This is a genomic window from Catenuloplanes japonicus (genome assembly GCF_000717135.1).
In the GTDB taxonomy this organism is placed as follows: Bacteria; Actinomycetota; Actinomycetes; order Mycobacteriales; family Micromonosporaceae; genus Catenuloplanes; species Catenuloplanes japonicus.
Genome location: NZ_JNXY01000007.1, coordinates 153,398 through 179,948, shown reverse-complemented (window position 1 = coordinate 179,948; position 26,551 = coordinate 153,398). Strand labels below are relative to the sequence as shown.

The 26,551-nt window shown below is 71.5% G+C and carries 29 protein-coding genes; 20 read left to right on the top strand and 9 right to left on the bottom strand.

Annotated elements, in window-relative coordinates:
• Window positions 1-4 precede the first annotated feature (4 nt).
• A complete protein-coding gene (locus OP04_RS13980; protein ID WP_051797880.1) occupies window positions 5-817 on the bottom strand; it encodes a hypothetical protein in 813 nt (270 codons plus the stop codon).
• A 65-nt stretch (window positions 818-882) separates the two neighbouring features.
• Window positions 883-1,659, bottom strand: a complete 777-nt coding sequence (locus OP04_RS13975) for an enoyl-CoA hydratase-related protein (protein WP_033340058.1) — start codon at window positions 1,657-1,659, stop codon at window positions 883-885.
• A gap of 17 nt (window positions 1,660-1,676) precedes the next feature.
• Here OP04_RS13975 and hemW point away from each other — a divergent pair, with 17 nt between their 5' ends.
• A complete protein-coding gene (gene hemW / locus OP04_RS13970; RefSeq protein WP_033340057.1) occupies window positions 1,677-2,894 on the top strand; it encodes a radical SAM family heme chaperone HemW in 1,218 nt (405 codons plus the stop codon).
• A 21-nt stretch (window positions 2,895-2,915) separates the two neighbouring features.
• On the opposite strand, the gene OP04_RS13965 is transcribed toward hemW, so the two are convergent.
• Entirely contained in the window at window positions 2,916-3,590 is a 675-nt protein-coding gene (locus OP04_RS13965) for a DUF4870 domain-containing protein (RefSeq protein WP_033340056.1), read from the bottom strand.
• A 201-nt stretch (window positions 3,591-3,791) separates the two neighbouring features.
• Between OP04_RS13965 and hrcA the strand changes: the two genes are divergently transcribed.
• The 4 genes from hrcA to OP04_RS49610 all read left to right on the top strand — a co-directional run bounded on the left by hrcA (window position 3,792) and on the right by OP04_RS49610 (window position 7,345).
• Complete coding sequence (gene hrcA / locus OP04_RS13960) at window positions 3,792-4,814, top strand: heat-inducible transcriptional repressor HrcA (RefSeq protein WP_033340055.1); 1,023 nt, start codon at window positions 3,792-3,794, stop codon at window positions 4,812-4,814.
• 45 nt (window positions 4,815-4,859) lie between these two features.
• Window positions 4,860-5,999: a molecular chaperone DnaJ gene (dnaJ, locus tag OP04_RS13955; RefSeq protein ID WP_198153822.1), complete on the top strand. Its 1,140-nt coding sequence runs from the start codon at window positions 4,860-4,862 to the stop codon at window positions 5,997-5,999.
• A gap of 75 nt (window positions 6,000-6,074) precedes the next feature.
• A complete protein-coding gene (locus OP04_RS13950; protein ID WP_033340053.1) occupies window positions 6,075-6,806 on the top strand; it encodes a 16S rRNA (uracil(1498)-N(3))-methyltransferase in 732 nt (243 codons plus the stop codon).
• Entirely contained in the window at window positions 6,806-7,345 is a 540-nt protein-coding gene (locus OP04_RS49610) for a GNAT family N-acetyltransferase (RefSeq protein WP_198153816.1), read from the top strand. Before OP04_RS13950 ends, OP04_RS49610 begins: the two co-directional genes overlap by 1 nt.
• Before the next feature lie 8 nt (window positions 7,346-7,353).
• On the opposite strand, the gene OP04_RS13940 is transcribed toward OP04_RS49610, so the two are convergent.
• From OP04_RS13940 to OP04_RS13930, 3 genes are read right to left on the bottom strand one after another with little or no spacing between them, the layout of a single operon-like run.
• A complete protein-coding gene (locus tag OP04_RS13940) occupies window positions 7,354-7,923 on the bottom strand; it encodes a Fic family protein (RefSeq protein ID WP_085066454.1) in 570 nt (189 codons plus the stop codon).
• 34 nt (window positions 7,924-7,957) lie between these two features.
• Window positions 7,958-8,476 (bottom strand): NUDIX hydrolase, encoded by a 519-nt coding sequence (locus OP04_RS51705; protein WP_085066461.1) that lies wholly within the window; start codon window positions 8,474-8,476, stop codon window positions 7,958-7,960.
• Window positions 8,477-8,486: 10 nt separating this feature from the next.
• Window positions 8,487-10,907 (bottom strand): beta-glucosidase, encoded by a 2,421-nt coding sequence (locus OP04_RS13930; RefSeq protein ID WP_033340142.1) that lies wholly within the window; start codon window positions 10,905-10,907, stop codon window positions 8,487-8,489.
• 86 nt (window positions 10,908-10,993) lie between these two features.
• Between OP04_RS13930 and OP04_RS13925 the strand changes: the two genes are divergently transcribed.
• The 3 genes from OP04_RS13925 to OP04_RS13915 are packed head-to-tail and all read left to right on the top strand — an operon-like array spanning window position 10,994 to window position 13,330.
• Entirely contained in the window at window positions 10,994-11,611 is a 618-nt protein-coding gene (locus OP04_RS13925; protein ID WP_198153815.1) for a DUF1707 SHOCT-like domain-containing protein, read from the top strand.
• 22 nt (window positions 11,612-11,633) lie between these two features.
• Window positions 11,634-11,987: a histidine triad nucleotide-binding protein gene (locus OP04_RS13920; protein WP_033340052.1), complete on the top strand. Its 354-nt coding sequence runs from the start codon at window positions 11,634-11,636 to the stop codon at window positions 11,985-11,987.
• Window positions 11,984-13,330, top strand: coding sequence for a serine hydrolase domain-containing protein (locus OP04_RS13915; RefSeq protein WP_033340051.1), 1,347 nt, complete (start codon window positions 11,984-11,986; stop codon window positions 13,328-13,330). Before OP04_RS13920 ends, OP04_RS13915 begins: the two co-directional genes overlap by 4 nt.
• Window positions 13,331-13,372: 42 nt before the next feature.
• Here the strand turns inward: OP04_RS13915 and OP04_RS56440 are convergent, their stop codons facing one another.
• Entirely contained in the window at window positions 13,373-14,278 is a 906-nt protein-coding gene (locus OP04_RS56440) for an SseB family protein (RefSeq protein ID WP_033340050.1), read from the bottom strand.
• A 150-nt stretch (window positions 14,279-14,428) separates the two neighbouring features.
• Window positions 14,429-14,848, bottom strand: coding sequence for a YbaB/EbfC family nucleoid-associated protein (locus OP04_RS13905; protein WP_033340049.1), 420 nt, complete (start codon window positions 14,846-14,848; stop codon window positions 14,429-14,431).
• A 117-nt stretch (window positions 14,849-14,965) separates the two neighbouring features.
• Here OP04_RS13905 and OP04_RS13900 point away from each other — a divergent pair, with 117 nt between their 5' ends.
• The 9 genes from OP04_RS13900 (at window position 14,966) to OP04_RS13860 (ending at window position 23,119) form a co-directional block, all read left to right on the top strand.
• The gene (locus tag OP04_RS13900) at window positions 14,966-15,295 is read left to right on the top strand and encodes a hypothetical protein (RefSeq protein ID WP_033340048.1); all 330 of its coding nucleotides are present in this window, start codon (window positions 14,966-14,968) and stop codon (window positions 15,293-15,295) included.
• On the top strand, window positions 15,292-16,377 hold the full coding sequence (locus OP04_RS13895; protein WP_033340047.1) for a WXG100 family type VII secretion target: 1,086 nt from the start codon (window positions 15,292-15,294) through the stop codon (window positions 16,375-16,377). Before OP04_RS13900 ends, OP04_RS13895 begins: the two co-directional genes overlap by 4 nt.
• Window positions 16,378-16,393: 16 nt before the next feature.
• Window positions 16,394-17,284 (top strand): hypothetical protein, encoded by an 891-nt coding sequence (locus tag OP04_RS13890; RefSeq protein WP_157239804.1) that lies wholly within the window; start codon window positions 16,394-16,396, stop codon window positions 17,282-17,284.
• A 178-nt stretch (window positions 17,285-17,462) separates the two neighbouring features.
• The gene (locus tag OP04_RS13885) at window positions 17,463-18,518 is read left to right on the top strand and encodes a PhoH family protein (protein WP_033340045.1); all 1,056 of its coding nucleotides are present in this window, start codon (window positions 17,463-17,465) and stop codon (window positions 18,516-18,518) included.
• Window positions 18,519-18,542: 24 nt separating this feature from the next.
• Entirely contained in the window at window positions 18,543-19,025 is a 483-nt protein-coding gene (ybeY, locus tag OP04_RS13880) for an rRNA maturation RNase YbeY (RefSeq protein WP_033340044.1), read from the top strand.
• On the top strand, window positions 19,025-20,392 hold the full coding sequence (locus OP04_RS13875; protein WP_033340043.1) for a hemolysin family protein: 1,368 nt from the start codon (window positions 19,025-19,027) through the stop codon (window positions 20,390-20,392). The genes ybeY and OP04_RS13875 overlap by 1 nt, the downstream gene beginning before the upstream one ends.
• Entirely contained in the window at window positions 20,385-20,765 is a 381-nt protein-coding gene (locus OP04_RS13870; RefSeq protein ID WP_033340042.1) for a hypothetical protein, read from the top strand. Before OP04_RS13875 ends, OP04_RS13870 begins: the two co-directional genes overlap by 8 nt.
• On the top strand, window positions 20,762-21,649 hold the full coding sequence (gene era / locus OP04_RS13865; protein ID WP_033340041.1) for a GTPase Era: 888 nt from the start codon (window positions 20,762-20,764) through the stop codon (window positions 21,647-21,649). Before OP04_RS13870 ends, era begins: the two co-directional genes overlap by 4 nt.
• Window positions 21,650-21,958: 309 nt before the next feature.
• Window positions 21,959-23,119, top strand: a complete 1,161-nt coding sequence (locus OP04_RS13860; protein ID WP_085066450.1) for an acyltransferase family protein — start codon at window positions 21,959-21,961, stop codon at window positions 23,117-23,119.
• Here the strand turns inward: OP04_RS13860 and OP04_RS13855 are convergent.
• On the bottom strand, window positions 23,078-23,860 hold the full coding sequence (locus OP04_RS13855) for a DUF4097 family beta strand repeat-containing protein (protein ID WP_051797850.1): 783 nt from the start codon (window positions 23,858-23,860) through the stop codon (window positions 23,078-23,080). The two genes, OP04_RS13860 and OP04_RS13855, sit on opposite strands and share 42 nt — an antisense overlap.
• Before the next feature lie 89 nt (window positions 23,861-23,949).
• Between OP04_RS13855 and recO the strand changes: the two genes are divergently transcribed.
• The 3 genes from recO to OP04_RS13840 all read left to right on the top strand — a co-directional run bounded on the left by recO (window position 23,950) and on the right by OP04_RS13840 (window position 26,493).
• On the top strand, window positions 23,950-24,711 hold the full coding sequence (recO, locus tag OP04_RS13850; protein WP_033340040.1) for a DNA repair protein RecO: 762 nt from the start codon (window positions 23,950-23,952) through the stop codon (window positions 24,709-24,711).
• A gap of 19 nt (window positions 24,712-24,730) precedes the next feature.
• Window positions 24,731-25,561, top strand: coding sequence for an isoprenyl transferase (locus OP04_RS13845; protein ID WP_051797846.1), 831 nt, complete (start codon window positions 24,731-24,733; stop codon window positions 25,559-25,561).
• 119 nt (window positions 25,562-25,680) lie between these two features.
• Entirely contained in the window at window positions 25,681-26,493 is an 813-nt protein-coding gene (locus OP04_RS13840; RefSeq protein WP_033340038.1) for an SAM-dependent methyltransferase, read from the top strand.
• The last annotated feature ends 58 nt before the right edge of the window (window positions 26,494-26,551 follow it).

Here is a 26,551-nt window from a genome sequence, read left to right as displayed (position 1 = left end):
TAGGTTATGGGTTGAACACCTCGGCGACGACCCGTCCGGTCCCGCCGGCCGTCCGGGTCCACCGGCCGTCCTCCGCGTCCCACACCATGCCGCCGAAGAAGACCCGGCGCACGCCGAGCTGGGTGGCGTGCGAGACGAGCCAGTGGGCGTACCGCCAGCCGTCCCGGTCGTCCTCGACCTCGACCGTGAGACCGGCCGGGTCGGACGTGGCGGACCGCAGCGTGCCCCAGTCCGCGTTCAGCCCCTTCTCGACGCCGGTCGCGGCCTCGGCGCCGCGGATCTCCGGCTCGCCGCTGACCGTGCAGGACACCGCGCCGGTGGCCTCGCCGAGCAGCGCCTTGGTCAGCACCTCGGACTCCGGTGCCCACTTCTGGTACGCCTCCGGGAACGCGCTGCGCTGCACCTGCTGGGCCGCGTCCGTGACGCGCATGTCCTCCCAGCCCTCGACCTTCCGGAGCGCCTCGTAGAACTTCCCGGACGCGTAACGGGGGTCGCGGATCTCCTCGGGCGTGCCCCAGTCCATGCTGGGACGCTGCTGGAAGAGGCCGACCGAGTCACGGTCGCCGCCGGCCAGGTTCTCCAGCTTCGACTCCTGCAGCGCGGTCGCGAGCGCGACGATCACCGCGTACTCCGGCATCTTCTGCCGGATGCCGACCGCGGCGATGGTGGCCGCGTTCGCCATCTGCTGCGCACTCAGGTTGACCTGGCCGTCCGCGGTGACCACGCACGCACGCGCGAGCACCAGCGGGACCTTGGGGAGTGTCTCGCCCCAGTCGTGCCGGGCGGCGAGCAGGCCGAACGCTCCGGCCAGGGACATCACCGCGATCGCGGCCACAACTCCCCGTATACGCAACCGTCACCCCCACGTGTAGGAGCCTCAGCTTACCGACGCGACGCGGGAATCCAGTGCGGTGGGCGTTTCTCGCGGTGCGCCTGAATGCCCTCGCGCCCCTCGTCCGACCGGAAGTAGTGGTCGGACGCGTCCGCCATCCGGGCCAGCTCGTCCCGCACGGTCACGTCCTGGAGCAGCGCGCGGGCGCCGCCGAGCGCGGCCGGCGCGCCCTTGATCAGCGACTCGCAGTACCGGTCCACGACCGTGTCCACGTCGTCCGCGCCGACCACGCGCGTGACCAGCCCGATCTCCGCCGCGCGGGCCGCGTCGAAGACGTCGCCGGTCAGGAACAGCTCGGCGGCCGCGCGTGCGGAGATCCGGCGGCGGACCGGCACGGAGATGACGGCCGGGATCACGCCCAGCCGGACCTCGCTGAACGCGAACGTCGCGGTGTCCGCGCAGACCACGATGTCCGCGGTCGCGATCAGGCCGATGCCGCCCGCGCGCGCGGCGCCGCCGACCCGGGCCACGATCGGCTTCGGCGACTCCCACAGCGAGGCCAGCAGGTCGGCCAGCGGCACCACCGGCAGCGTGCCGTCACCGTCGAACGCGGCCGCGGTCTCCTTGAGGTCGGCGCCTGCGCAGAAGACCGGGCCGGTGTGCGAGAGCACGATCACGCGTACGGCAGGGTCGGCCACGGCGGCGGCGAAACCCTCGGAGAGTGCGCCGATCAGCGCGGTGGACAGGGCGTTGCGATTGTGCGGGCTGTCCAGCGTGAGGGTCGCCACCCCGTCGCCGGCCTCCACCCGCAGGTGCGCGGACGTCATGCGGGCACACTAGACGAGTGCCAGGCGAACTTCCCGACGGCGAGGCCGTACCCCGTGACGGCGCGTTGCCCACCTCGGCGCTGGACGCGTCCGGGCAGCGCGGTTTCGGCGTCTATCTGCATGTGCCGTTCTGCGCGAGCCGGTGCGGGTACTGCGACTTCAACACGTATACCGCGACGGAGCTGGGTGGTGGGGCGAGCCGGGACGAGTATGCGGAAACCGTGCTCGCCGAGCTGCGTCTCGCATCCCGCGTTATGACGAAAAAACCGGAAAAAGTGGACACGGTGTTCGTGGGGGGTGGGACGCCGACGCTGCTGCCGGCGGACGATCTCGCGCGGATTCTGCACGCCATCGACGACACCTGGGGTCTTGCGCCGGACGCGGAGGTGACCACCGAAGCCAACCCGGAATCCGTCGATTTGTCGTATTTATCGGCATTAAGGCGGGCCGGTTTCACCCGGATCTCGCTCGGCATGCAGTCCACCGCGCCGGGCGTCCTGCGGATCCTCGAACGCCAGCACTCCGCCGGCCGGGCCCCCGCGGCCGCGCTGGAGGCCCGCGAGGCCGGATTCGCGCACGTCAACCTGGACCTGATCTACGGCACGCCCGGCGAGACCGCGGACGACTTCGCCCGCTCGCTGGACGCGGTGATCGCGGCCGGCGTGGACCACGTGAGCGCGTACGCGCTGATCGTGGAGGACGGCACCCGGCTGGCCGCCCGCATGCGCCGCGGCGAGCTGCCCTACCCGGACGACGACGTGGCCGCGGACCGCTACCTCGCCGCGGACCGCGCGCTGACGGACGCGGGTTTCAGCTGGTACGAGGTGAGCAACTGGGCCACCACGCCCGAGGCCCGGTGCCGGCACAACCTGCTGTACTGGACCGGCGGCGACTGGTGGGGCCTGGGGCCGGGTGCGCACAGCCACGTCGGCGGCGTCCGCTGGTGGAACGTCAAGCACCCCTCCGCGTACGCGAAGCGCCTGGCCGCCGGCGAGACACCCGCGCTCGCCCGGGAGTTGCTGACCGACGCCGACCGGCACATGGAGGACGTGATGCTCCGGGTCCGCCTCGCCTCCGGGCTGCCGCTGGCGGCGCTGGACGAGGCCGGACGCTCCGGGGCGAAGAGCGCGCTGGTCCGTGGCCTGCTGGAGCCGGACGCCTACGACGAGGGCCGGATCGTGCTCACCCGCGACGGCCGGCTGCTCGCCGACGGGGTGATCCGCGAGTTGCTCTGACGGATCACCCCTTTACGTCCCCTACTTCACGATGCGGTAGGTGACCGGGTACGTGTACCACTCGCCGTCGTTGACCTTGATCGTGGCCAGGATGCCGAACACGAGCACGACGATCCAGACGATGAACGGCAGGAACGACAGGATGCCGAGCGAGCAGATCGAGAGGATCACGGCGACGAGCATCGCGACGCCCCAGGTGATCTGGAAGTTCAGCGCCTCGACCGCGTGGGCCCGGATGGTCTGCGACTCGTTGCCCTTGGCCAGCATGACGACCAGCGGCGCGAGGAAGCCGAAGATGATGCCGCCGGCGTGCGACAGGAGGACCCAGGTCTTCTCGTCGCCGACGAAGTTGCCCTTGGCCGCGCCGCCGGGGTAGCCGGGCTGGCCGTACGGCTGCTGGTAGCCACCGCCGGGCGGGGCTCCGTAGCCGCCTCCGGCCGGCGGGTACGCGTTGGGGTCGCCGCCGGGCGGGGGGTAGGCGCCCGCGCCGCTGGTGGGGGGAGGGTAAGCGCCGGCGCCACTGGTGGGCGGCGGGTAAGCGCCCGCCCCAGGGGGGTATGCGCCGGCACCGCTGGTGGGCGGAGGATAGCCACCGGCGCCGCTGGTCGGAGGGGTGCTGTCGTACTGCGGCGGGGTGCTGTATGGGTCGTTGGAGCCCGGGATGCCCTCACCAGGCGGACGAGGCGGTTCGCTCATGCCCGTCACGGTAGATGGGGCGATCAAAGCCCGCCAGCTTTGCCGCGCGCCCGCCCGAAACACCTAGATATCAGAAATATCGCATATGTGGGGCAAAGTGATCATCGCTTCTGCCGGACGTGCGTCGTAGACTGGCACTCGCTACAGTCGAGTGCCAGCGAAACGGCGAGGACCACTGACCGGCGGGAAGGCAGGTTGGCGATGGCGTTGGACGATCGCAAGCTCGCCGTCCTGCGCGCGATAGTCGAGGACTACGTCGCGACGCAGGAACCGGTCGGCAGCAAGGCGCTGGTCGAGCGGCACAACCTCGGCGTCTCCCCGGCCACCGTGCGTAACGACATGGCGGTCCTGGAGGAGGAGGGTTACATCCGGCAGCCGCACACGAGCGCCGGCCGCGTCCCCACGGACCGCGGCTACCGGCTGTTCGTCGACCGGCTCTCCCGGGTCAAGCCGCTGAGCCCGGCCGAGCGGCGCGCGATCGAGCGCTTCCTGGTCGGTGCCGTCGACCTCGACGATGTGGTGCATCGCACTGTCCGGCTTCTTGCACAACTCACCCGCCAGGTCGCGGTCGTGCAATATCCCAGCCTGGCCCGGTCGTCCGTGCGTCACCTGGAGCTGGTGTCCATCTCCAGCACCCGGCTGATGCTCGTCATGATCGCGGACACCGGCCGGGTCGAGCAACGCCTGGTGGAGCTGCCGGAGCCGACCGCGGCCGACGAGATTCTCGAGCTCCGGACCAGGATAAACGAGAAGCTCTGCGGCCGGCGGCTGGTCGACACGCCGACGCTGGTCGAGGCGCTTCTGGACGAGATCCGCCCGGAGCAGCGCACGACCATGGCCGTGCTCTCGTCCGTGTTGTTGGAGACACTGGTCGAGCGCCGGGAGGAGCGGGTTGTCCTGGCGGGCACCGCTAACCTCACCAGGGGTGGCATCCTGGACTTCCACGGTTCGCTGCGGCCCATCCTGGAAGCGCTCGAGGAGGATCTGATCCTGCTCAAGCTGTTCGGGGAGGTCGAGCCGGCCGCCACGCGGGTCATGATCGGTGACGAGACGAAGATCGACAACCTCCGGTCCGCGGCGGTGGTCAGCACCGGTTACGGGCCGCACAGCACGATCGTGGGCGGGCTGGGCGTGCTGGGTCCGACCCGGATGGACTACCCCGGCAACATCGCGACGGTGCGAGCCGTGGCACGCTACGTGAGTGAACTGCTGGCGCAGAACTAACCGCCGGCATTCCTGATCCAGACAGACATGGGGACACCGAACGCAGTGGCCAGGGACTACTACGGGATCCTCGGCGTGAGCCGGGACGCGACCGACGACGACATCAAGCGGGCCTATCGCAAGCTGGCCCGCCAATACCACCCGGACGTGAATCCGGATCCCGAGGCGCACGAGAAGTTCAAGGACATCAACGCGGCGTACGAGGTGCTCTCGGACGACAAGAAGCGTCAGATGGTCGACCTCGGCGGGGATCCGCTGGCTCCCGGCGGCGGTGGCGCTCCCGGCGGCCCCGGTGGCGCGGGCCCGTTCGTCGGGTTCCAGGACATCATGGACGCGTTCTTCGGCCAGGCCGCGGGCGCGACCCGGGGTCCACGCCCGCGCACCCGTCCGGGCGCCGACGCGATCCTCCGCCTCGAGCTCGACCTGCAGGAGACCGCGTTCGGCGTCGAGGCGCCGATCACGGTCGACACCGCGGTCATCTGCACCACCTGCTCCGGCGCCGGCACCGCGGCCAACACGCACCTCGCCACCTGCGAGACCTGCCAGGGCCGCGGCGAGGTGCAGTCCGTGCAGCGCACGTTCCTCGGCCAGGTCGTCTCCTCGCGCCCCTGCACGGTGTGCCAGGGCCACGGCACGGTCATCCCGAGCCCGTGCCCGACCTGCGCCGGCGAGGGCCGGGTCCGCACCCGCCGGTCACTGACCGTGAAGATCCCGGCCGGCGTCGAGGACGGCATGCGCATCCGCCTCGCCCAGCAGGGTGAGGTCGGCCCCGGCGGCGGCACCGCCGGTGACCTCTACGTCGAGATCCACGAGCGCCCGCACGACGTCTACTCGCGCCGCGGCGACGACCTGCACTGCCGCGTCACCGTGCCGATGACCTCGGCCGCGATGGGCACCCGGCTGACCATCAAGACGCTGGACAGCGAGGAGCAGATCGACGTCCGCGCCGGCACCCAGCCCGGCGCGACCATGCGCATCCGCGGCAAGGGCGTCCCGCGCCTGCGCGGCCAGGGCCGGGGCGACCTCTTCGTCCACCTCGACGTGCGCACGCCGACCAAGCTCACGTCCGAGCAGGAGCGCATGCTCCGCGAGTTCGCCAAGACCCGCGGCGAGGACATCGCCGAGCTCTCCAAGCAGGGCGGCTTCTTCTCCCGCATGCGGGACGCGTTCAACGGCCATTCGTGACGTCGTTCCTCCGGCCCGTGGGATCCTCTCCCGCGGGCCGGCCGCTCTCGACGCCCTGATCAGGTAGGTTCCCGCATGTCATCGCCGCTGTTCCTGGTCGAGTCGCTCCCGGCGACCGACGAGTGGCTCCTCGACGGCCCCGAGGGCCATCACGCGGCGAACGTGCAGCGTCTGACCACCGGCGAGGAGCTGATCCTTGCCGACGGACGCGGCGGCACCGCCCTCGCCGTCGTGCTCGCCTCCGGCAAGGGCAACCTCACGATCAAAATCACGTCCCGGGGGTACGCCGAGCGCCCCGACCCCCGCCTCGTCGTCGTCCAGGGCCTGCCCAAGGGCGACCGGGGCGAGCTGGCCGTCCAGGCCATGACCGAGGTCGGCGTGGACGAGATCATCCCCTGGTCCGCCTCCCGCTCCGTCACCGTCTGGAAGGGCGAGCGCGCCGCACGGGCCCGCGACAAGTGGGCCGCCACCGCGCGCGAGGCCGCCAAACAGGCCCGCCGCCCCTGGCTGCCCGACGTCGCCCCCGGCGCGCTGAGCACCGCCAAGATCGCGGACCGTGTCCGTGGCGAGGCTGCCGCCCTCGTGCTCTACGAGGAGGCCACGGACCGCCTGACCGGCGTCCCGCTCCCCACCGCCGGCGAGATCATCCTGGTCGTCGGCCCCGAGGGCGGCATCGCCCCCGCCGAGCTGGACGCGTTCGTCGACGCCGGCGCCCGCCCCGTCCGCCTCGGCCCCGAGGTCCTGCGCACCTCCACCGCCGGCGTCGCCGCCCTCTCCGTCCTCGCCACCCGCCTCGGCCGCTGGTAGTGCCGGCGCCCGGCGTACCCCCTGATGGGGTTGATCTGCGCCCGCTCGCCGAAGAGGATCTCGGCCCGGTGGTGCGCTGGTTCGCCGAACCGCACGTCATCCGCTGGTGGGAGGCGTCCACCGACCCGGTCGCCGTCCGCACCCGCTACGCCGACCGCATCGCCGGCCGAGAGCCCACCGACGTCTTCCTCATCTCGTCCCGGGGCCGCCCGGCCGGCCTGATCCAGCGCTACCTGATCGCCGACCACCCCGACTGGTCCGAGGCCCTCGCGGCGACCGGCGCGCTGCCGACGCCGGCGGCCGGCCTCGACTACCTGATCGGCGACCCCGCACTGACCGGCCGCGGCCTGGCGTCCGCCGCCATCCGCGAGTGCGCCCGCCTCACCTTCATCCGTCACCCCCAGCTCGCCGCGATCTCGGCCGCCCCGTTCACCGAGAACACCGCCTCCTGGCGTGCCCTGGAGCGCGCCGGCTTCACCCGTGCGTGGTCCGGTCCCATCGCGGGCGTGGACTCGCATCTCTACCTGCTGTGCCGTTGAACCGTGGATCAGCCGATGGCCCGCAGCATGACCGGCTTGACGCGCTTGTGCTTGTTCTTCTGATAGTCGGCGAGCCACTTTCGCGAACTCAGCCAGATTCCGCTGTCTGATTTCTGCGCCCGGAGCCGGCCGCGTTCGGCTGCAGCACGGAGCGCGGTGACAGTGATGCCCGCTTTCTCGTCGGCCAGACTCGCCAGCGGAACCAGACGGGACGGGCCTGCAACGGCAGGTACGACGAACCGGTAAAGGTTGTTGGTGACCGCGCGGGCGACGAGTTCGCCCATCGGCCCGTAGTCGCCCTTGTCCGCCTTGCGCATGGCGTCCAGATACTTCGTGCGCTCGTTCTTGAACACAATCGCCGGTGGGTACCCGAGTCGCACGAGCAGCAGGTTGAGCAGCAGCCGGCCTGTGCGGCCGTTGCCGTCGAGGTAAGGGTGGATCCGTTCGAAGTCGTTGTGCACTTTCGCCAGGCGTTCGGGAAAGGGAGCATCGCCGGCCTCGCGAAGCGCGTTCACCTCTGTGACCCAACTTGCGAGCCCTGGCCACCCGATCGCGTGACCCTCGGCCTCTGCCGGCACCGACCGGGTGAGGTTCGAACCTACGACCGGGGGATTATGAGTCCCCTGCGCTGACCTGCTGCGGTCTCGCACCTGTAGCGAGGGTATCGATCAGCGGGAACAGCAGCTCGGCGCCGTTCCGGGTGTCGGGGAACATGTCCAGGGTGGGCAGCTCCTGCGGGGCGTACCAGCGGAAGGGCAGCTCGGGGTCTGTGGTCGGCGAAGCCGATGAGGCGAGCGCCAGATAGAGATGGTCGACGTGGATGTGCGGGGAGGGCAGGCGGGACTCGGACGGGGCCTGCTGTTCCACGATCCAGAGAGGCACGGGGACCAGGGCCTCGGCGGGATAGTCCGGGACGACGCCGGTGAACGGGAGCAGCAGCGACGCCTCGACGCCGGACTCCTCGCGGACCTCGCGCAGCGCGGCCTCGGCCGGGTTCTCGTCGGGTTCGACGTGGCCGCCGGGGAGCATCCAGCGGTGGAAGCGCGGGTGGCGGATCAGGCCGATCCGCCACCCGTCGTCGAGCTGGCCGAACAGGAAGACGCTTGCGGTCGCGTGTTTGATCAGGGGCACCGGGACATTGTCAGATGCTCAGCTCCGCGCTCAGCGGGCGGTCGTCGACGGAGCGGGCGGCCTCGATGCGGTAGGTGCCGGGTACGGCCTGCCAGCCGTCGTCCCAGATCTGGAACGCACGCTCGGGCAGCGGGATCCGCACCGTGACGGTCTCGCCGGGCGCGGCCGTGACCGGGGCGAAGCCGGCCAGCCAGCGTTCCGGGCGGTCGACGGTGGTGCCGACGACCGCGCCCGCGTAGATCTGGACGACCTCGCGGCCGGGACGGGATCCGGTGTTGCGCAGCGTGACCACGACGGAGCCCACGTGGTCGGGCTCGGGGTGGATCTCCATCGACTCGTACGACCAGGTGGTGTAGCCCATCCCGTGGCCGAACGGGAAGAGCGGCGCCACCGTCCCGCGCTGCCACGCCCGATATCCGATGAAGACGCCCTCGTCGTAGGAAAGCACGCCGGAGGCCGGCGTGGTGGACAGCACCGGGCAGTCCTCGGCGCGGCGCGGCCAGGTGGTGGGCAGGCGGCCGCCGGGCTCGGTGAGTCCGAGCAGCACGTCGGCGAGCGCGGCGCCGGCCTCCTGCCCGGGGAACCAGGTGAGCAGCACGGCCGGCACCTCGTCCGCCCACGGCATCAGGACGGGCGAGCCGGAGTTGACGACCACGACCGTGCGCGGGTTCGCGGCGGCGACGCGGAAGACCAGCTCGTCCTGGCGGCCGGGGAGCGCGAGCGAGGTGCGGTCGAAGCCCTCGGACTCGACCTCCTCCGTGGTACCGACCACGACCACGGCCACGTCCGCGTCGCGGGCCGCGGCGACGGCTTGGTCGAGCAGCTCGTCGGGGGTGGGGCCGGGCGGCGCGTAGCCGATGCTGAAGCCGACGAACCCGGCGGTCGCGGGCGTGACCTCCAGCGTCAGCGAGACGTCGACGGCGTCGCCCGCGGTCAGCGGGACCGGGAAGCGGCGCTCGACCGGCTCGTGGAAGACCGTCTCCGGGTCGAGGTCGTCGGCGAAGACCGGGCCCTCGAAGATCACGTCCCCGGCGACGCGCAGCACGAAGTGCCCGAACCCGACGATGGACAGGTCGTGGACGCCGGTGACCGTGGGCGTGAGGCGGCCGGAGAGCTCCACGGTGGACAGCTCGTCCGGGGCGACGCCGGCCGGCAGGCCGCCCATCCAGCGGACGGTCGCGGCCGGCAGCGCGGCCGAGTACAGCACGCGGAAGTCGGTGGCCCGGAGCGTGGCGGTGAGCTCGTCGAACGACGCGGGCGGCAGCGTCGGCCGCGGGTCGGCGCCGGGCGCGTAGACGAGCCTTGCAGAAAGCAGCGCCGCGGCCAGCCCGTCGTGCGGGGAGATCACGTGCGGCGGGAAGACCAGCGCGCTGCCGCCGCCGAGCACGCGCGCGTCCACCGCGAGCGCGCCGAGCAGCGCGACCGACCCGAGCGTGCCGGCATCCAGCGGCAGCAGGTTGTTCTCGTTGCGGGCCAGCACGAACGAGCGCGCCGCGATGTCCCGTGCCACCTGCGAACCGTCCAGCGCGGGGACCGACGGCACGACCGGGGGCGCGCCGGCGAGGATGCCGACGCGGGCCGCGAGGCGTAGCACGCGGCGCACCTTGTCGTCCAGCACGTCCTCCGGCACCTCGCCGTCGTGCACGGCCTTGACCAGTGCGGGTCCCCACGGGTCGCCGAACGCGGGCATCACCACGTCGAGGCCGCCGAGCGCGCTCGGCACGGTGCTGCGTGCCGCGGTCCAGTCGGAGACGATCACGCCGTCCCAGGCCCACTCGTCCTTGAGCACGCCGTTCTGCAGCGGGCCGTGCTCGGTCATGGTCAGGCCGTTGACCGTGTTGTAGGCGGCCATCGCGCCCCACGCGCCCGCGGCCGTGATCCGCGCGAACGGCGCCAGGTACAGCTCGCGCAGCGTGCGCTGGTCCACGCGGACGTCGACCTTCATCCGGTCGGTCTCGGCGTCGTTGCCGACGAAGTGCTTGACCGTGGTGCCGACGCCCTGGTCCTGCACGCCGGTCACGTACGCGGCGCCGATCTCGCCGGTGAGCAGCGGATCCTCCGAGTAGCACTCGAAGTGCCGGCCGCCGAGCGGCGACCGGTGCAGGTTGACGGTCGGCGCCAGCAGCACGTGCACGCCCTTGCGCCGGCACTCCTGGCCGAGCGTGCGGCCCGCGGTGCGGGCGAGCTCGGTGTCCCAGGTGGCGGCCAGCGCGGTCGGGCTGGGCAGCGCGATCGACGGGTCGTCCGGCGCCCAGCCGGTGCCGCGCACGCCGACCGGCCCGTCCGACATGACCAGCGACGCGAGGCCGATCCCCGGCAGTGCGGGGAGCGTCCAGAAGTCCTGCCCGGACAGCAGGCGCACCTTGTCCTCGACGTCGAGCTTCGCCAGCGCGCGCTCGACGGCGTCCTCCCGTTTCGCGTCGTCCGACATGTTCGGCACCACCCTCACATCGTGTGACTTCTTCGTCCCGATCCTGTCAGTTCCGCAGGCTGCGCGCCCGCACTACGCTGTGCGGCGTGGATGAGCAACGGTTGCGGGTGTCCGACGCGGAGCGCGCGGCGGTGGTCGAGATCCTGGGCCAGGCCACCAGCGACGGCCGTCTGACGCTGGATGAGTACTCCGAGCGGGCCGCCTCCGCCTACGCGGCGAAGACCCGGGCCGATCTGGCCGGTCTCACGGACGATCTGCCCATCGGGCAGGAGATCAAACCCATCGACCCACGGGGGTACGCGGTAGCGCCCGCACCCGTGCGCGGCGAGATCGTCCCGGCCGGGGAGAAGCTGGCGGCGATCTTCGGCAGCGACACCCGGCGCGGCGCGTTCGCGGTCCCGGAGCGGGTGGAGGCGACCGCGACGTTCGGCGAGATCAAGATCGAGCTGCAGGACGCGCACCTGACGCATCAGTACACGGTGATCGAGGCGACCGTGATCTTCGGCAGCGTGACGATCTACGTGCCGGAGGGCATCGATGTCCGGTTGACCGGCCGGGCCGTGTTCGGCGCGAAGACCTCCAAGCTGAGCGGCGGGGTGCCGCCGGGCGCGCCGGTGCTGGAGGTGCGCGCGACCGTCTGGTTCGGCGAGGTGACGGTCCGCCCGCCGAAGAGCGGCTGGCTGGATCGCCTCGGGCTGACATAACGGGCATCTCTAAGATTTCCGGATGAGCGCTGACTGCCTGTTCTGCAAGATCGTCGCCGGTGAGATCCCGGCCGACGTCGTCCACGAGACCGGCGCCACGCTGGCGTTCCGCGACATCGGCCCGAAGGCGCCGGTGCACGTGCTGGTGATCCCGAAGGCACACCACGCGGACGTCGCCGCACTGGCCGTCACCGACCCCGCGCTGGCCGGCGAGGTGCTGGCCGCGGCCGCGGAGGTGGCCCGGAAGGAGGGCCTGCTCGCCCACGGCTACCGGACGATCTTCAACACCGGTGGGTACGGCGGCCAGGAGGTCTTCCACGTCCACGCGCACGTGGTCGGTGGCGCACCGCTCGGCCCGATGCTGAGCCCCCGGTGACCTCGCTGCTCCGCCAGGTCCAGCAGGCGCAGGCCGACGGCCGGATCCCCGCGCTGCAGGTGGCGCTGCACCGCGCCGACCGTCCGCTGTGGACCGCCGCGGTCGGCGCGTCCGGCACGGAACGCCCGCTGGACGACGACACCCGGTTCCGGATCGGCTCGGTCACCAAGACGCTGACCGCGGTCCTGGTGATGCAGTGCCGCGACGAGGGACTGCTCGACCTCGACGACCCGCTGGGCCGCCACCTGGACGTGCCCGCGCACGGCGACCTGACCGTCCGCCGGCTGCTCTCGCACACGTCCGGCCTCCAGCGCGAGCCGTGGGGCGACGTGTGGGACACGCTGGTCACGCCGGAGACCGAGGGCCTGCTGGCGGAGCTGGCCCGCGCCGAGCGCGTGCTGCCGACCGGCCGCCGCTACCACTACTCGAACCTCGGGCTGGCGCTGCTCGGCCAGGCCGTGGCCCGGCTGCGCGGCGGCACCTGGGCCGAGGTGCTGCACGACCGCGTGCTGCGGCCGCTGCGCCTGCGGGCCACCACGGTCGCGCCACCGGAGCAGGCCGCGGTCGGCTTCCTGGTCGACCTCTACTCGGACACGGCCCGGCCGGAGCCGCGCTTCGACATGAAGGCGGTCGGGCCGGCCGCGCAGCTGTGGAGCTCGGCCTCGGACATGGCCCGGTGGGCGGCGTTCCTGGCCGACCCGGCCGCGGTCGACCCGGCCGGCCGCGTGCTGGCGCCCGCCACGCTGGACGAGATGCGCTGGCCACTGACGCCGACGGACGAGACGGTCTGGTCGCGCGCGTTCGGCCTCGGCCTGATCGTCACCCAGGCCGGTCCGCGGACCGTGCACGTCGGACACGACGGCGCCATGCCCGGATTCCTGGCCGGGGTGTACGGCCGCCGCGGCCCGGAGGCGCCCGGCGCGATGGGCGTGGCCGTGCTCGGCTCGTCCGGCACCGCGGACGTGACCTGCGAGCTGCCGCACGCGCTGCTGACCGCGGCCGCGGAGTCCGACCCGGCGGACATCGCGCCGTGGCGGCCGGGCGCGCCGGTGCCGCAGGCGTACCGGTCCGTGCTCGGCCCGTGGTTCGCCGAGGGCTTCCAGCACGTGTTCTCCTGGCACGACGGCACGCTTCAGGCGCGTTTCCCGGAGTCGCCGGCGAACCGGCCCCCGGCCGTCTTCACGCCGCTGCCGGATCGCCCGGACGTGCTGCGCACCGTCTCCGGCCGGGAGGCCGGCGAGCTGCTGCGACTCACCCGCGACGACGCGGGAACGGTGGTCCGGATGCACTGGGCGACCTACCGCTACACCCGCGTCCAGGAGACGTTCGACGGCGTGTCCTGAGGTGCCGGGCGTCCCTCAGTCGTGCTGAGGGACGCCCATGGGTCAGCCGGCCGCGGCCGCGAACTGCTCGTCCGGCGGGTTGGCGGCGCGCAGCTCGAGCAGCGAGCCGGCGGTCAGCGTGAGCGCGCGGTCCGTGCGCGGATCGATGATCACGCCCCAGTCCGGCTCCGGCCAGTCGTCGATCAGGTCGTTGAACGAGATCGCGATGAACGGCACGCCGTTCCCGGCGAACTCGGTCAGCCCGTCCGCCGACGTGAAGATCGGCAGGAATATCGCGTTGTCCGCGCCGCGCACCACGGCCGGGCGCACGCCGGTCTCCGGCGACGGGTCCTCCAGCAACGGCATGCAGACCGCGGCCGTGCGCAGCGCCGCGAGGTAGCCGCTCAGGTCGCGCTCCGCGACCGCCTCGGTGAGCACGGCCCGCAGCGCGGCCAGCTCCTCCTCCGGCGTCAGCACGGGGACCGCCGGCCTCGGGAGTTCGGGCACCGCGACCGGCTGCGCGGGGATCAGCGGCTCCGGCTCGACCGGGTCCGGGACGACGGTCAGCGTCGGCGCCGGCGTGGGCCGGTCGTCCGCCGGCCGGTCGTCCGCCGGCCGGTCGTCCTCGCCGAGGTACGGACCGGCCTCGTAGAACGTGATCGTGTCGGGATCCGGACTGATCAGCATGCTCGCGCTGTGCACCGCGAACCGGCACAGCCAGTCCACGTGCTCGACCGAGCGCGGCACCTCGTAGAACCAGTCGTCCCGGCCGTGCTCCGGCGCCTTCCAGCCGAGCGTGGTCAGGCGCGCCGGGTCGTACGGCGGAATCTCCACCGTGACCGAGCCGGCCCGCACGATCAGCGACAGCCGCCGATCCTTGCCGGCCAGGGTGAACCGGGTCTCCCGGTCGCACGCGAACAACAGGTCGTGGATCGCGGTCAGCAGGCCCGCCCAGCCCGCCTCGCTCATGCCGTCTCCCCCGCTTCGCTCCGCCGCCGGCATGAGTCAAGGCGCTGAGCCCATGATTCGCTCGCAGGCTCGCTCATGCCGTCTCCCCCGCTTCGCTCCGCCGCCGGCATGAGTCAAGGCGCTGAGCCCATGATTCGCTCGCAAGCTCGCTCATGCCTGTGCCCCCGGCCTCTTCGCATCCAGGTCCTGGAGACGGGCCAGCGCGGAGTCGAGCCGGTCCAGCGAGGAGAAGTCGCCGGGCCGGCCGAACAGGCCGGACAGTTCGTCGCCGATCGAGGTCTCCAGTCCGGCCGTGTGCGCGGCGAGCGTGGCGTCCGCCTGCTCCTTGGCCCTGCGGTACGCGTTCAGGATCATCGCGGAGAGCTGGTCCGTGGTGGACCGCATCGCGCGCGGGTCGAGCTCCAGCCCGACCAGGTCGCCGGTACTGCCGACGGTTACCGACACCAGGCCGCTCTCATCCGGCGCGGAGACGGTCGCCGCGGCGAGCTCCTCCCGCATCCCGGTGGCGCGCGCCTGCAACGCCTCCATCCGCGCGGCCAGTGACTCGAACGCGGACGATGGATCTGTCATGCCTCTACCTCCCCGTGCTTTCCGCCTGCCTTCGCAGGTCACGCCTCCGGCCGGGGCTGGCTGCGGTGGCGCGGGAATTGTATCTTCAGGCCGCATGTCCAACCGGGGGAGGAACAGATGGCGGACATCGAGGTCGATTTAACCGCGATCGCGCGGCTGCGGGCGGCCGCCGGGCGCGTGTCGTCCGGCATGTCCAGCCTGTCACCGCGCGTGACGGCCGCGAGTGAGCTGCCGGACGGCGCGTTCGGGCACCTGCCGTTCATCAGCGACTTCCTGCGCGGCAAGTACGCGGAGGTGTCGGGCGGCGCGACCACCATGTTCCGCGCGGGCACGGACGCGTTCGACCGGATCGGCGGCGCGCTGGACGAGACGGTCCGCGGGTACGAGGAGAACGAGAGCCGGACCGGCCGGAGCTTCACCGCGCTCGAGACCAGGCTTCCCCGATGAGCGGTCCCGCGGGCACCGCGGTCGAGCTCTACAAGAGCATGGACAACGCGCTGTCCGGCGTGGAGGAGGCGGTCAACAGCGTCTGCAAGGTGCTGGCCTGGCCGCTCATCCAGCTGGTCGACCTGGTCGACGGCGATCCGGCCACGCTGACCGCACGCGCGGCGGACTGGGACGCGCTCGCGGCCGAGGTGCGCGCGCTGGCCGAGGAGCACCGTGCCGTGCGCCTGGCCGAGCAGGGCAGCTGGGCCGCGGAGTCCGGCCGGGCGTACGCGGCGAAGATGGCCGAGACCGAGCAGCAGCTGCTGGAGGTGGCCGACCAGTTCACCGGCACCGCGGAGTACCTGCGCGGTGTGGCCGAAGCGCTGCAGACCGTCCACGACGTGCTGGTCGAGATCTGCGTGGAGCTGGTCAACTGGCTGATCGTCACGTTCGTCACCGCGCTGCTGATGACCGTGGTCACCGCCGGTGCCTCGTGGGCGGTCGCGCTGACCGCGAGCACGGTGCGGGTGCTCGCCACCTCGAAGAAGATCATCTCCATCATCAAGCCGCTGGTGAAGCACATGGAGAAGGTCGCCAAGGTCCTGAAGAAGATCCAGGAGCTGTTGCTCAAGGTGGCCGCCCGGCTGGAGAAGCTGGCCCGGCACCTGGAGAAGCTCAAGAAGATGCAGACCGACAAGCTGCTCAAGGGCAAGAAGTACGCGGACAAGCGCGCGGAGGCGGGGAAGGCCGACAAGTGGTACCACGCGGTCACCGACCCGCTGCAGGGCACGTACAAGCTCGGTAAGTCCGGCACACCGTTCGACATGGGCGCGCTCGACCGGATCAAGACGCTGAAGAGCCGCGGCCTGCTCGAAGGCGGCACCGACATCCTGGTGAACATGATCGACCACGCGCCGTACAACATCCCGAACAGCGTGCTCCACGGCGCGGCCTGGGGCACCACCGCGCTGGTCACCGGCCTCTCGGTGCCCGGCTCGGACCAGATGAAGGACGCGGTGACCGGTGCGGTCGACGACGGCGCACGGTGGATCGACGAGAATGTCTTCGGTCAGCAGCCGGCGGACCAGCCCGCCGGCCGATGAGGCCACGGGGCGGGCGATGACGACGGGCGAGGGTAAGGGCCGGTTCGGACTGGGCGATCTCGGCCGCGGTCTCGGCCGGCTCGGTCAGGCCGCGGCCGGCGGCGTGCGGAAGGCGCGGGACACCGTCGCCGAGATCCGCGAGGACTACCGGCGGATGGGCGACAACCAGCCGGAGATCGCGCTGGTGCGGCCGCTGCTGATCCCGGGCGAGGAGCTGCGGTACGTGTGCATGTCCGGCGCCCGGGTGGACATGCATGTCGGCGCGAACCGGAAACTGGCCGACGACCTGGCCTCAGCCCTCGACCCGCGCGCGCTGTTCGGGCTGCTCAACGTGCTGAACCCGGTGGTCTGGGTGGAGGCCGTGATCACACCGTTCCGGATCGTCGCGGCGCTGGCGGCGGCCCCGGCCGTGGCGGCGGTGGCCGCGGTGCGCACCGCGGACGGCGGCGTGACACAGCAGCCGCTGACGCCGGAGCAGGAGGCGTTCCGGGTGGCGTTCGGCCTGCGCCGGGACCAGCCGCTGGCGGACCAGCTGGCCGAGATCGCCTACGACCACCGGTACACGTTCGGCGGCGGGCTGCACTCCCCGGCCGGTGTGCTGCTGATGCTCATGCGCCGCAACGACCGGCTCAAGCTGGCCGTCAGCAACACCCACCTGCACGCGGTGGAGATGCCGGACCGGCCGGACGAGGGTCCGGACACGCGGACGCCGGTGCTGCTGTGGAGCCTGGACCGGCGGCACGTGACGCGGATCGACAGCGAGAACCGGCCGCTGGGCTACCCGGTGGTGATCACCTTCGACGACGGCTCCTGGCTGCGGTTCGTCTCCGGCGACGGCCTGGCCGCGCAGCACCGGCAGTTCGTGGACGCGGTCCGGGAGATCCCGGGAACCCGGCCCTCGCTGTGACCCCGGACCCATCCAGGGACGCGATTGTACGAAGCGCTGTCCGGGCGGCGTGTCACCCGCGGAAATGGCGTCGGTGTGCCCGGCGATGACCCGATACGATGGCAGCTGATCGCCCGCCGCGCCGATGGGGGGCGGCATCAAGATCGGAAGCAGGTGGCGGAGGCCTCCGGGCCGCACTATGACCGGCACACCAAACTCGGGAAACACCCGGGCACAGACCAAAATCACGGTCTCGGACTCGAAGATCATGGTGAATCTGCTCGGTCCGGGCGACGAGATCCTCCGGCTCATCGAGCGCTCGCTGCCCGCGTGTGACGTGCACGTGCGCGGCAACGAGATCACCATCACCGGCGTGCCCGCGGAGAACGCGCGCGCCGAGCGCCTGTTCGCCGAGCTCGTCGAGCTGATCGAGAAGGGCGAGACGCTGAGCGTCGACGCGGTCCGCCGCACCGTCGCCATGCTGGAGCAGGGCACCGCCGAGCGCCCCGCCGACGTGCTCACGCTCAACATCCTCTCCCGGCGCGGGAAGACCATCCGGCCCAAGACGCTGGGCCAGAAGCGTTATGTCGACTCGATCGACGTCAACACCATCGTCTTCGGCATCGGCCCCGCCGGTACCGGTAAGACGTACCTGGCGATGGCGAAGGCGGTCCAGGCGCTCCAGGCCAAGCAGGTCAACCGGATCATCCTGACCCGGCCCGCGGTCGAGGCGGGTGAGCGGCTCGGCTTCCTGCCCGGCACGCTCAACGAGAAGATCGATCCGTACCTGCGGCCGCTCTACGACGCGCTGCACGACATGCTCGACCCGGAGTCGATCCCGCGCCTGATGCAGGCCGGGACGATCGAGGTCGCGCCGCTGGCGTACATGCGCGGTCGCACGCTCAACGACGCGTTCATCATCCTGGACGAGGCGCAGAACACCACGCCCGAGCAGATGAAGATGTTCCTCACCCGCCTCGGCTTCGGCTCGAAGATCGTGGTGACCGGCGATGTGACGCAGGTCGACCTTCCGGGGGGCACCACCAGCGGGCTCCGCATGGTGCGTGACATCCTGGACGGGGTCGAGGACGTGCACTTCGCGCAGCTGGGGAGCGCCGACGTGGTGCGTCACCGCCTGGTCGGCGACATCGTGGATGCCTATGCGAAGTGGGACGCCGACCAGAACCAGGCACAGGTCCACCCGGCCAACGTGCAGGGACGGGCCGCCGGCAGCCGCGCCGGCCGCCGGCGCTAGACAGGGAAAGAGACGACAACCGCAGTGTCCATCGAGATCGCCAACGAGTCCGGGGTCGACGTCGACACCGACGCCATCCTGGACGTGGCGCGTCACGCGCTCGACGAGATGGGTGTCAACCCGCTCGCCGAGCTGTCCATCCTGCTCGTCGACATCGAGTACATGTCGGAGCTGAACCACCGGTGGATGGGCGGCGACGGTCCGACCGACGTGCTCGCCTTCCCGATGGACGAGGGGAGCGTGGATCACGGACCGGGCGAGTCGTCCGGCAGCGAGCCCGCGCTCCTCGGCGACATCGTGCTCTGCCCGGAGGTGGCGGCCAAGCAGGCGGTCACGGCCGGGCACGCCGCCGCGGACGAGATGCACCTGCTGACCGTGCACGGCGCGCTCCACCTGCTCGGCTACGACCACGCCGAGCCGGAGGAGGAGCGGGAGATGTTCGGTCTCCAGGCCCGCCTGCTCAGCGGCTGGCAGGCCCATCGCCGATCGGCGAAAGAACCCTCCTGATGCTCGCCGCCGATACGGCCGTCCCCGCGGGGCTGCCCGACCTGCAGTTGCTGTTCAGCGCCGCGGGCCTGGTGACCCTCGCGGGGATCTTTGCTATGACCGAGGCGGCGCTGGCGGCGGTCTCTCCCGCCCGCGCCGCGGAGCAGGCCCGCGAGGGTCTGCGCGGGGCCCGCACGCTGCAGATCGTGGCGACCGACGCGGCCCGTCACATCAACCTTCTGCTGCTGCTGAGGCTGCTCTCCGAGCTGACCGCGACCACGCTGGTCGCACTGGTCGCGGTGGACAGCTTCGGCGCCGGCTGGACCGCCGCGCTGGTGACCGCGAGCGCGATGACCGTGGTCAGCTTCGTGGCCGTCGGCGTGGCGCCGCGCACGGTCGGCCGCCAGCATGCCTACGCGGTGGGCCGCGCGACCGCGCCGCTGGTGCGCTGGCTGGGCCGGGCGCTGAACCCGTTGGCCTCGCTGCTGATCCTGATCGGCAACGCGGTCACGCCGGGCAAGGGCTTCCGCGAGGGCCCGTTCGCCACCCAGGTCGAGCTGCGTGAGCTGGTGGACCTGGCCGAGCAGCGCGGCGTCGTGGAGCACGGCGAGCGCGAGATGATCCACTCGGTCTTCGGGCTGGGTGACACGATCGCCCGTGAGGTGATGGTCCCGCGTACCGAGATGGTGTGGATCGAGGGGCACAAGAGCCTCCAGCAGTCGCTGGTCCTGTTCATGCGATCCGGTTTCTCCCGGATCCCGGTGATCGGCGACAGCGTGGACGACGTGCTCGGCGTGATCTTCCTCAAGGACGTGATCCGCCGCACGCACAGCGCGGACCCGGCGGCGGACGCCACCGCGGTCGCGGAGCTGATGCGCGAGGCCACGTTCGTGCCGGAGTCCAAGCCGGTCGACGACCTGCTCTCCGAGATGCAGGCCGCGCGCACCCACCTGGTGGTGGTCGTCGACGAGTACGGCGGCACCGCCGGCCTGCTCACCATCGAGGACATCCTCGAGGAGATCGTCGGCGAGATCACCGATGAGTACGACGTCGACGAGCGCCCCCCGGTCGAGCGACTGGAGGACGGCTCCGTGCGCGTCACCGCGCGCCTGCCGATCGAGGATCTGGGCGAGATCTTCGCGGTCGAGCTGCCCGCGGACGAGGTCGAGACCGTGGGCGGCCTGCTTGCCCAGGCACTGGGCCGCGTTCCCATCCCGGGCGCTACCGCTAATGTGGGCGGGCTGCGCCTGGTCGCCGAGGGAACCACGGGCCGGCGGAACCGGATCGATTCCGTGCTGGTCCGCCGCGCGCCCGAGGAGACCGACGAGGACGCGGCCGCCCGACCTGACACACCGCATGCCGACGAGAGGCAGCCCGCAGATGCCTGAGCCCACCGGAACCGCCGTACCGGCCCCGACCGGGGAGGTGACGCTCGCCGCCGAGGACGCCAAACTCGTCACGCTGGCCCGCAGCGTCCGCGCCCGTGCCGGCGCCGTGGAGGGCGCGGCCGTGCGGGACCAGGACGGCCGCACCTACGCGGCCGCCACCGTGGAGCTGCCGTCGCTGGCCGTCACCGCGCTGCAGCTCGCGGTCGCGTCCGCGGTCTCGGCCGGCGCGACCCGGCTGGAGGCCGCTGCCGTGGTGACCGAGGCGTCCGTGCTGGACGGCTCCGGTCACGCGGCCGTGCGGGACCTGTCGTCGGACGCGCCGATCTTCGCGGCCGCGCCGGACGGCGTCGTGTTCGGCACGGTCACCGCATGAAGGCGACCTACCGGGCCGGTTTCGCGTGCTTCGTGGGGCGGCCGAACGCGGGCAAGTCCACGCTGACCAACGCGATCATCGGACAGAAGATCGCGATCACGTCGAACAAGCCGCAGACCACCCGGCACGTCATCCGCGGCGTGCTGCACCGTCCGGACGGCCAGATCGTGCTGGTCGACACGCCGGGTCTGCACCGGCCGCGCACGCTGCTCGGCGAGCGGCTCAACGACCTGGTGCGCTCCACCTGGAGTGAGGTCGACGTGATCGGCCTCTGCATCCCGGCGGACGAGCCGGTGGGGCGCGGCGACAAGTTCATCACCGGCGAGCTGGCGGAGCTGAAGGCGACCGTGCTGGCCGTGGTCACCAAGACCGACCTGGTGCCGGACAAGAAGAAGCTGGCCGAGCAGTTGCTGGCCGTGCAGGAGCTGGGTGATTTCGCGGAGATCGTGCCGGTCAGCGCCGTCTCCGGCAGCCAGGTCGGCACGCTCACCGACGTGATGGCGAAGTACATGCCGCCGTCCCCGCAGCTCTACCCGGACGACATCCTCACGGACGAGCCGGAGCGCGTGCTGATCGGCGAGCTGATCCGCGAGTCCGCGCTGGAGGGCGTGCGGGACGAGCTTCCGCACTCGATCGCGGTGCTGGTCGAGGAGATGGTGGAGGAGGACTCGGTGCTGCGGATCTACGCGGATCTGTACGTCGAGCGCCCCACCCAGAAGGGCATCATGATCGGTGCGAAGGGGGCCCGGCTCAAGGAGGTCGGCTCGCGCGCCCGCGTCGAGATCGAGAAGCTGCTGGGCCGTCGCATCTATCTCGACCTGCACATTCGCGTGGCCAAGGAGTGGCAGCGCGACCCGAAGCAGCTCCGGCGGCTGGGGTTTTAGTCGCTCCTATGTGCATATACAGCACGAGGCGATCTTTATAACGGTTCGGCCGAGCTGGCGTGTTTTTGTCCACTCCGCTCGGCCGGGGTTACCCATCCGTACCCCGGTATGATTGCCGTTGATGCACGTGAATGGAGCCTTTTACTCGCCCGTGCGGCATTTTGTCCCTTTTGTCGCGAGCTGATAAGCGCTTCGCCGCCGTAAAGAGATGTTCGGCGGCCGCTCTGTCTGGGTACTGGCTGAACGGCTTCCCGTTGCTGATTCCCGTCCGGGGCGGACCGCGCGCCGGGCCCGACCAGGCTTGGGCAGATGAGAAATCGATATCTGGACCTTTTGCGTGCGGCCGCCGTTGTTCGGGTGGTCGTTTATCACGTCACCGGACTGGCGGCGCTGACCATTCTTTTGCCCGCTATGTCGGTTATGTTCGCACTGGCGGGCTCACTCATGGCCGCCTCGGTCGACAGATTCGGCGTCTCCGCGATCGGCCGCCGGATGCGGCGACTGCTGCCCTCGCTCTGGGGCGTGATGGCGCTGTTCCTGCCGGTCATGCTGGCCACCGGCCTGGGCTGGGACTGGCGCATCCTGTTCTGGGCCGCGCCGTTCATCGACCCGCCGGCGAACGGGTTCGGCCTGGCCGCGCTCTCCGCCAACTGGTACCTGCGCGACTTCCTCTGGTTCGTCGCGCTCTCTCCGGTCGTGCTGCCGATCTTCCGCCGGTTCCCGCTGCCCACGCTCGCGGCGCCGTTCGTGCTCCTGATCGCGACCGAGCTCAAGCTGGTCACGATCGACAACTACGTGCTGCGCGACATCGGCATGTACTTCGGCGCCTGGATGCTGGGCTTCGCCCACCACGACGGGATGCTGCGCCGGCTCACCTGGCGCCGGCTGGTGCCGCTCGCGGCCGTGCTCGCGGTCGCCGGCGCGGCCTGGATCATCACCCACCCCGGACCGCGCGGGTACGACCTCAACGACATCCGCATCGGCAACGCGCTCTGGTCCGCCGCGTTCGTGCTGATCGCGCTCGGCCTCGCGCCGGACTCGCTGCCCTGGCTCAGCCGCCGCCCGCGCCTCGACCGGGTGGTCACGCTGCTCAACAGCCGTGCGCTCACCATCTACCTCTGGCACGTGCCGATCATCGTCGGTGTCGGCTGGGTCGCGCTCCACTACGGCTGGCCGCAGACCGGCGCGCTGGCGATCTCGGTCAAGCTCGCGGTCGTGCTGGCCGGCGTCGCGCTCGCGGTCATGGCGTTCGGCTGGATCGAGGACGTGGCCGCCAAGCGCCGCCCGCAGCTGTTCCCCGGCCTGGTCCCGGCGAAGCGCCTGCTGCCGGACCCGCCCCGGCTGGCCTACCCCGCACTGGCCGCGCTGGAGCCGGCCGAGGAGAGGCGCGGCCAGGCACGCGGCCAGGTCACCGAGGAGGTGCTGGTCTCACGCGGACAGGAGGCGCAGGTCGCCGCTCTCCGTGCGTAGGTCCAGCACGGTGCCGGCGGCCGGGTCGTTCGGCACGCCCACGTCGAGGTCGCCGGAGTCCGCCGCGACCCGCACGCGGTAGCTGCCGTCCGGCACCCGGACCGTCAGCTCGCCGCTCTCCGCGCTCGCCGTGACGGAGGCCACCTGGGTGAGCGTCAGGTTGATGCTGCCGGACTGCGCGGTCGCGGTCACCGGGCCGGCCAGGCCGCGACCGGTCACCTCACCGGACTCCGCGCTCAGGTCGGCCTTGCCGGTCACGTCCGCCACCGTCACCTCGCCGGACTCGGCGTGCGCGCGGATCGTGCCGGCCACGCCGGTGGCGGTGATCGACCCGGAGGCGACCTCCAGGTCCACCGCGCCGACCGCGGTCAGCGTCACGTCGCCGGAGGAGTTGCTGCCGGAGACCGTGACGCCGCGCGGCGCGCTGATCGTCCAGTCGACGTCGCACCACGAGCCGCAGTCGGTGTCGATCACCAGCGTGCTGCCGTCGATGCGGTACGTGGTGTCCGGCGGGGCGGGCGTCTGGTAGTTCACCTTGCGGTCGACCTGCGTGTCCGTGCGGTCGGAGGTGTTCACCACCACGTCCCCGCCGCCACCGGTCATCCTGATCGCGGTGATCCCGACGGCCTCGATGTTCTGGAACTCCAGCACGTGCACGGTCCGCGCGCCGCAGCCGGCGCTGAGCGCGGCGATCCCGGCGAGGAGGACGGCCCCCGCGGCCGCAGTGGTGCGTGTGGTCATGCCCTGACGCTAGTGCGCGGTCACCCGCACCCGGATCCAAGCTTTCCCCTGAGACTCCCCTGATGGCGAAGACCGGGCACAATGGGGGAGTGCCCCGCATACCCCGCCAGCTCTACCGCGACGACGGACTGGTGCTGCGCGTGCAGAAGCTGGGCGAGTCCGACCGGATCATCACGGTGCTGACCCGGCGGCACGGGCGGCTGCGTGCGGTGGCCCGCGGCGTGCGGCGCACCAACTCCCGGTTCGGCGCGCGGCTGGAGCCGTTCGGCCACATCGATCTGCAGCTGTCCGGCGACCCCAAGGACCACGGCGGCGGGCTGCACATGGTCAGCCAGGTCGAGGCCGTGGAGCTGTACGGCAAGCGGTTCCTCACCGACTACCCCCGCTACACCGCCGCGAGCGCGGTGGCCGAGACCGCGGAGCGGCTGACGCCGATCGAGCGCGAGCCGTCGCTGCGCATGTTCCAGCTCACGCTGGGCGCGATCCGCGCGCTGTCCGCGGCCGAGCACGCCGCCACGCTGGTCCTGGACGCATACCTGCTGCGTGGCATGGGCATCGCGGGCTGGGCGCCGGCGCTGACCGAGTGCGCGGTCTGCGGCGAGCCCGGCCCGCACCGATCGTTCTCCATCCCGGCCGGCGGCAGCGTCTGCGTGGACTGCAGGCCGCCCGGCGCGGCGCACCCGGCCCCGGCCACGCTGGAGCTGATGGGCGCGCTCGCCAAGGGCGACTGGAAGGTCGCGGACAGTTCGGATCCGTCCCTGCAGCGGGAGTGCAGCGGCCTCGTGGCGGCGCACCTGCAATGGCATCTCGAGCGCGGGTTACGCTCCCTGCCGCTAGTGGACCGTCATTAGTTAGGAAAAACGACACATCATGCGTGCCCTCATTCCGCGCGGCAGCGCGCATTCCGTCCGTCCGCCCACGCCGCACCCGTCCGGTGCGCGGCCCCCGGCGCTGCCGGCCGAGTCGCTGCCGAAGCACGTGGCGATCGTGATGGACGGCAACGGCCGCTGGGCCAAGGAGCGCGGCCTGGCCCGGACCAAGGGGCACGAGGCGGGCGAGCACTCGCTGTTCGACACCATCGAGGGCGCGATCGAGCTCGGCATTCCGTACCTGTCGGCCTACGCGTTCTCCACGGAGAACTGGCGGCGTTCGCCGGACGAGGTGCGCTTCCTGATGGGCTTCAACCGGGACGTCATCCACCGCCGCCGGGACGAGCTGCGCGACCTCGGCGTCCGGATCGTCTGGTCCGGCCGTGCGGGCCGGTTGTGGAAGAGCGTGATCGGCGAGCTGACCACCGCCGAGGAGATGTCGAAGAAGAACACCAAGCTGACGCTGCAGTTCTGCGTGAACTACGGCGGCCAGGCCGAGATCGCGGACGCGGCGCAGGCGATCGCGCGCGACGTGGCGGCCGGCAAGATCAAGCCGGACAAGGTCAACGAGAAGCTGATCGCGAAGTACCTCTACCACCCCGAGGTGCCGGACGTGGACATGTTCCTGCGTCCCTCCGGCGAGCAGCGCATCTCCAACTTCCTGCTCTGGCAGTCCGCCTACGCCGAGCTGGTCTACCTGGACACGCTCTGGCCGGACTTCGACCGCCGTCACCTCTGGTACGCCTGCGAGCTCTACGCCCAGCGCGACCGGCGCTTCGGCGGCGCGCTGCCGAACCCGGTGCCGCCGCCCAAGCCCGACGAGAATGACTGATCGCTCAGTTGGTTTGTGCACCATGCGAAACCTGCACCCGTGACGCACCTTCCACAGTGGACGACGCCTATGCTGTCGCGAGCCGATTGCCGCGACGAAAGGGTCCTCCCGTGGAAGGTGTGGAGCGTCCCGTCTGGGCGCCGGCCGAGGTCGACCTGACCAAGCCCAGCGTCGCGCGCGTCTACGACTACTACCTGGGCGGCTCGCACAACTTCGCGGTGGACCGCGCGTTCGCCGCGAAGGTCCTGGAGGCGATGCCGGACCTGCCCCGGCACGCGCAGGAGAACCGTGCCTTCCTGCGCCGTGCGGTGCGGGCGCTGGTCGCCGAGGGCATCGACCAGTTCGTCGACCTCGGCTCCGGCATACCCACGGTCGGCAACGTGCACGAGGTCGCGCAGGCGCTCAACCCGGACGCCCGGATCGCCTACGTCGACTGGGACCCGGTCGCGCTCGCGCACAGCCGCGCGATCCTGGCCGGCAACCCGCGCGCCACCGTGGTCGCCGGTGACCTCCGCAAGCCGGCCGCGCTGCTGGGCGATCCCGCGCTGGCCGCGGCCGTCGACCTGAGCCGCCCGGTCGCGATCCTGCTCGTCTCCGTGCTGCACTTCGTGCCGGACGACGACAGTCCGGAGGAGATCGTGGCGACGATGGCCGCCAGCGCGGCGCCCGGCAGCTACCTGGTGATCTCGCACGCCAGCAACGACAGCTCCGGCCAGCCCGACCAGGCCGGCAAGGCCGAGGCGCTCTACAACCGCACGACCAGCCCGTTCCGCATGCGCGATCGCACCGAGATAGCCGCGCTCTTCGGCGAGCTGGACCTGGTCGAGCCCGGCGTGGTCCAGATGCCGCTGTGGCGTCCGGACTCACCCGAGGACATCGGGCCGGACGCCGCCACCTACCCGGGGTTTGCGGGTGTCGCCCGAATCAGCTGAGTCCTTGGCGGACCGCATCGCTCCGGCCTGGGCTCGGGCGATCAGCCGCACCAGTTAC

Bases quoted from the DNA above. Each gene is read 5' to 3' on its own strand.
- OP04_RS13980 (WP_051797880.1), bottom strand. From the start codon at position 817: ATGTCCCTGGCCGGAGCGTTCGGCCTGCTCGCCGCCCGGCACGACTGG.
- OP04_RS13885 (WP_033340045.1), top strand. From the start codon at position 17,463: ATGACCGGCACACCAAACTCGGGAAACACCCGGGCACAGACCAAAATC.
- OP04_RS13890 (WP_157239804.1), top strand. From the start codon at position 16,394: ATGACGACGGGCGAGGGTAAGGGCCGGTTCGGACTGGGCGATCTCGGC.
- OP04_RS13950 (WP_033340053.1), top strand. From the start codon at position 6,075: ATGTCATCGCCGCTGTTCCTGGTCGAGTCGCTCCCGGCGACCGACGAG.
- OP04_RS13875 (WP_033340043.1), top strand. From the start codon at position 19,025: ATGCTCGCCGCCGATACGGCCGTCCCCGCGGGGCTGCCCGACCTGCAG.
- OP04_RS13870 (WP_033340042.1), top strand. From the start codon at position 20,385: ATGCCTGAGCCCACCGGAACCGCCGTACCGGCCCCGACCGGGGAGGTG.
- OP04_RS13855 (WP_051797850.1), bottom strand. From the start codon at position 23,860: ATGACCACACGCACCACTGCGGCCGCGGGGGCCGTCCTCCTCGCCGGG.
- OP04_RS13965 (WP_033340056.1), bottom strand. From the start codon at position 3,590: ATGAGCGAACCGCCTCGTCCGCCTGGTGAGGGCATCCCGGGCTCCAAC.
- OP04_RS13930 (WP_033340142.1), bottom strand. From the start codon at position 10,907: ATGTCGGACGACGCGAAACGGGAGGACGCCGTCGAGCGCGCGCTGGCG.
- era (WP_033340041.1), top strand. From the start codon at position 20,762: ATGAAGGCGACCTACCGGGCCGGTTTCGCGTGCTTCGTGGGGCGGCCG.
- OP04_RS13920 (WP_033340052.1), top strand. From the start codon at position 11,634: ATGAGCGCTGACTGCCTGTTCTGCAAGATCGTCGCCGGTGAGATCCCG.
- OP04_RS13900 (WP_033340048.1), top strand. From the start codon at position 14,966: ATGGCGGACATCGAGGTCGATTTAACCGCGATCGCGCGGCTGCGGGCG.
- OP04_RS13905 (WP_033340049.1), bottom strand. From the start codon at position 14,848: ATGACAGATCCATCGTCCGCGTTCGAGTCACTGGCCGCGCGGATGGAG.
- OP04_RS13845 (WP_051797846.1), top strand. From the start codon at position 24,731: ATGCGTGCCCTCATTCCGCGCGGCAGCGCGCATTCCGTCCGTCCGCCC.
- OP04_RS56440 (WP_033340050.1), bottom strand. From the start codon at position 14,278: ATGAGCGAGGCGGGCTGGGCGGGCCTGCTGACCGCGATCCACGACCTG.
- OP04_RS13975 (WP_033340058.1), bottom strand. From the start codon at position 1,659: ATGACGTCCGCGCACCTGCGGGTGGAGGCCGGCGACGGGGTGGCGACC.
- hrcA (WP_033340055.1), top strand. From the start codon at position 3,792: ATGGCGTTGGACGATCGCAAGCTCGCCGTCCTGCGCGCGATAGTCGAG.
- OP04_RS13895 (WP_033340047.1), top strand. From the start codon at position 15,292: ATGAGCGGTCCCGCGGGCACCGCGGTCGAGCTCTACAAGAGCATGGAC.
- OP04_RS13860 (WP_085066450.1), top strand. From the start codon at position 21,959: ATGAGAAATCGATATCTGGACCTTTTGCGTGCGGCCGCCGTTGTTCGG.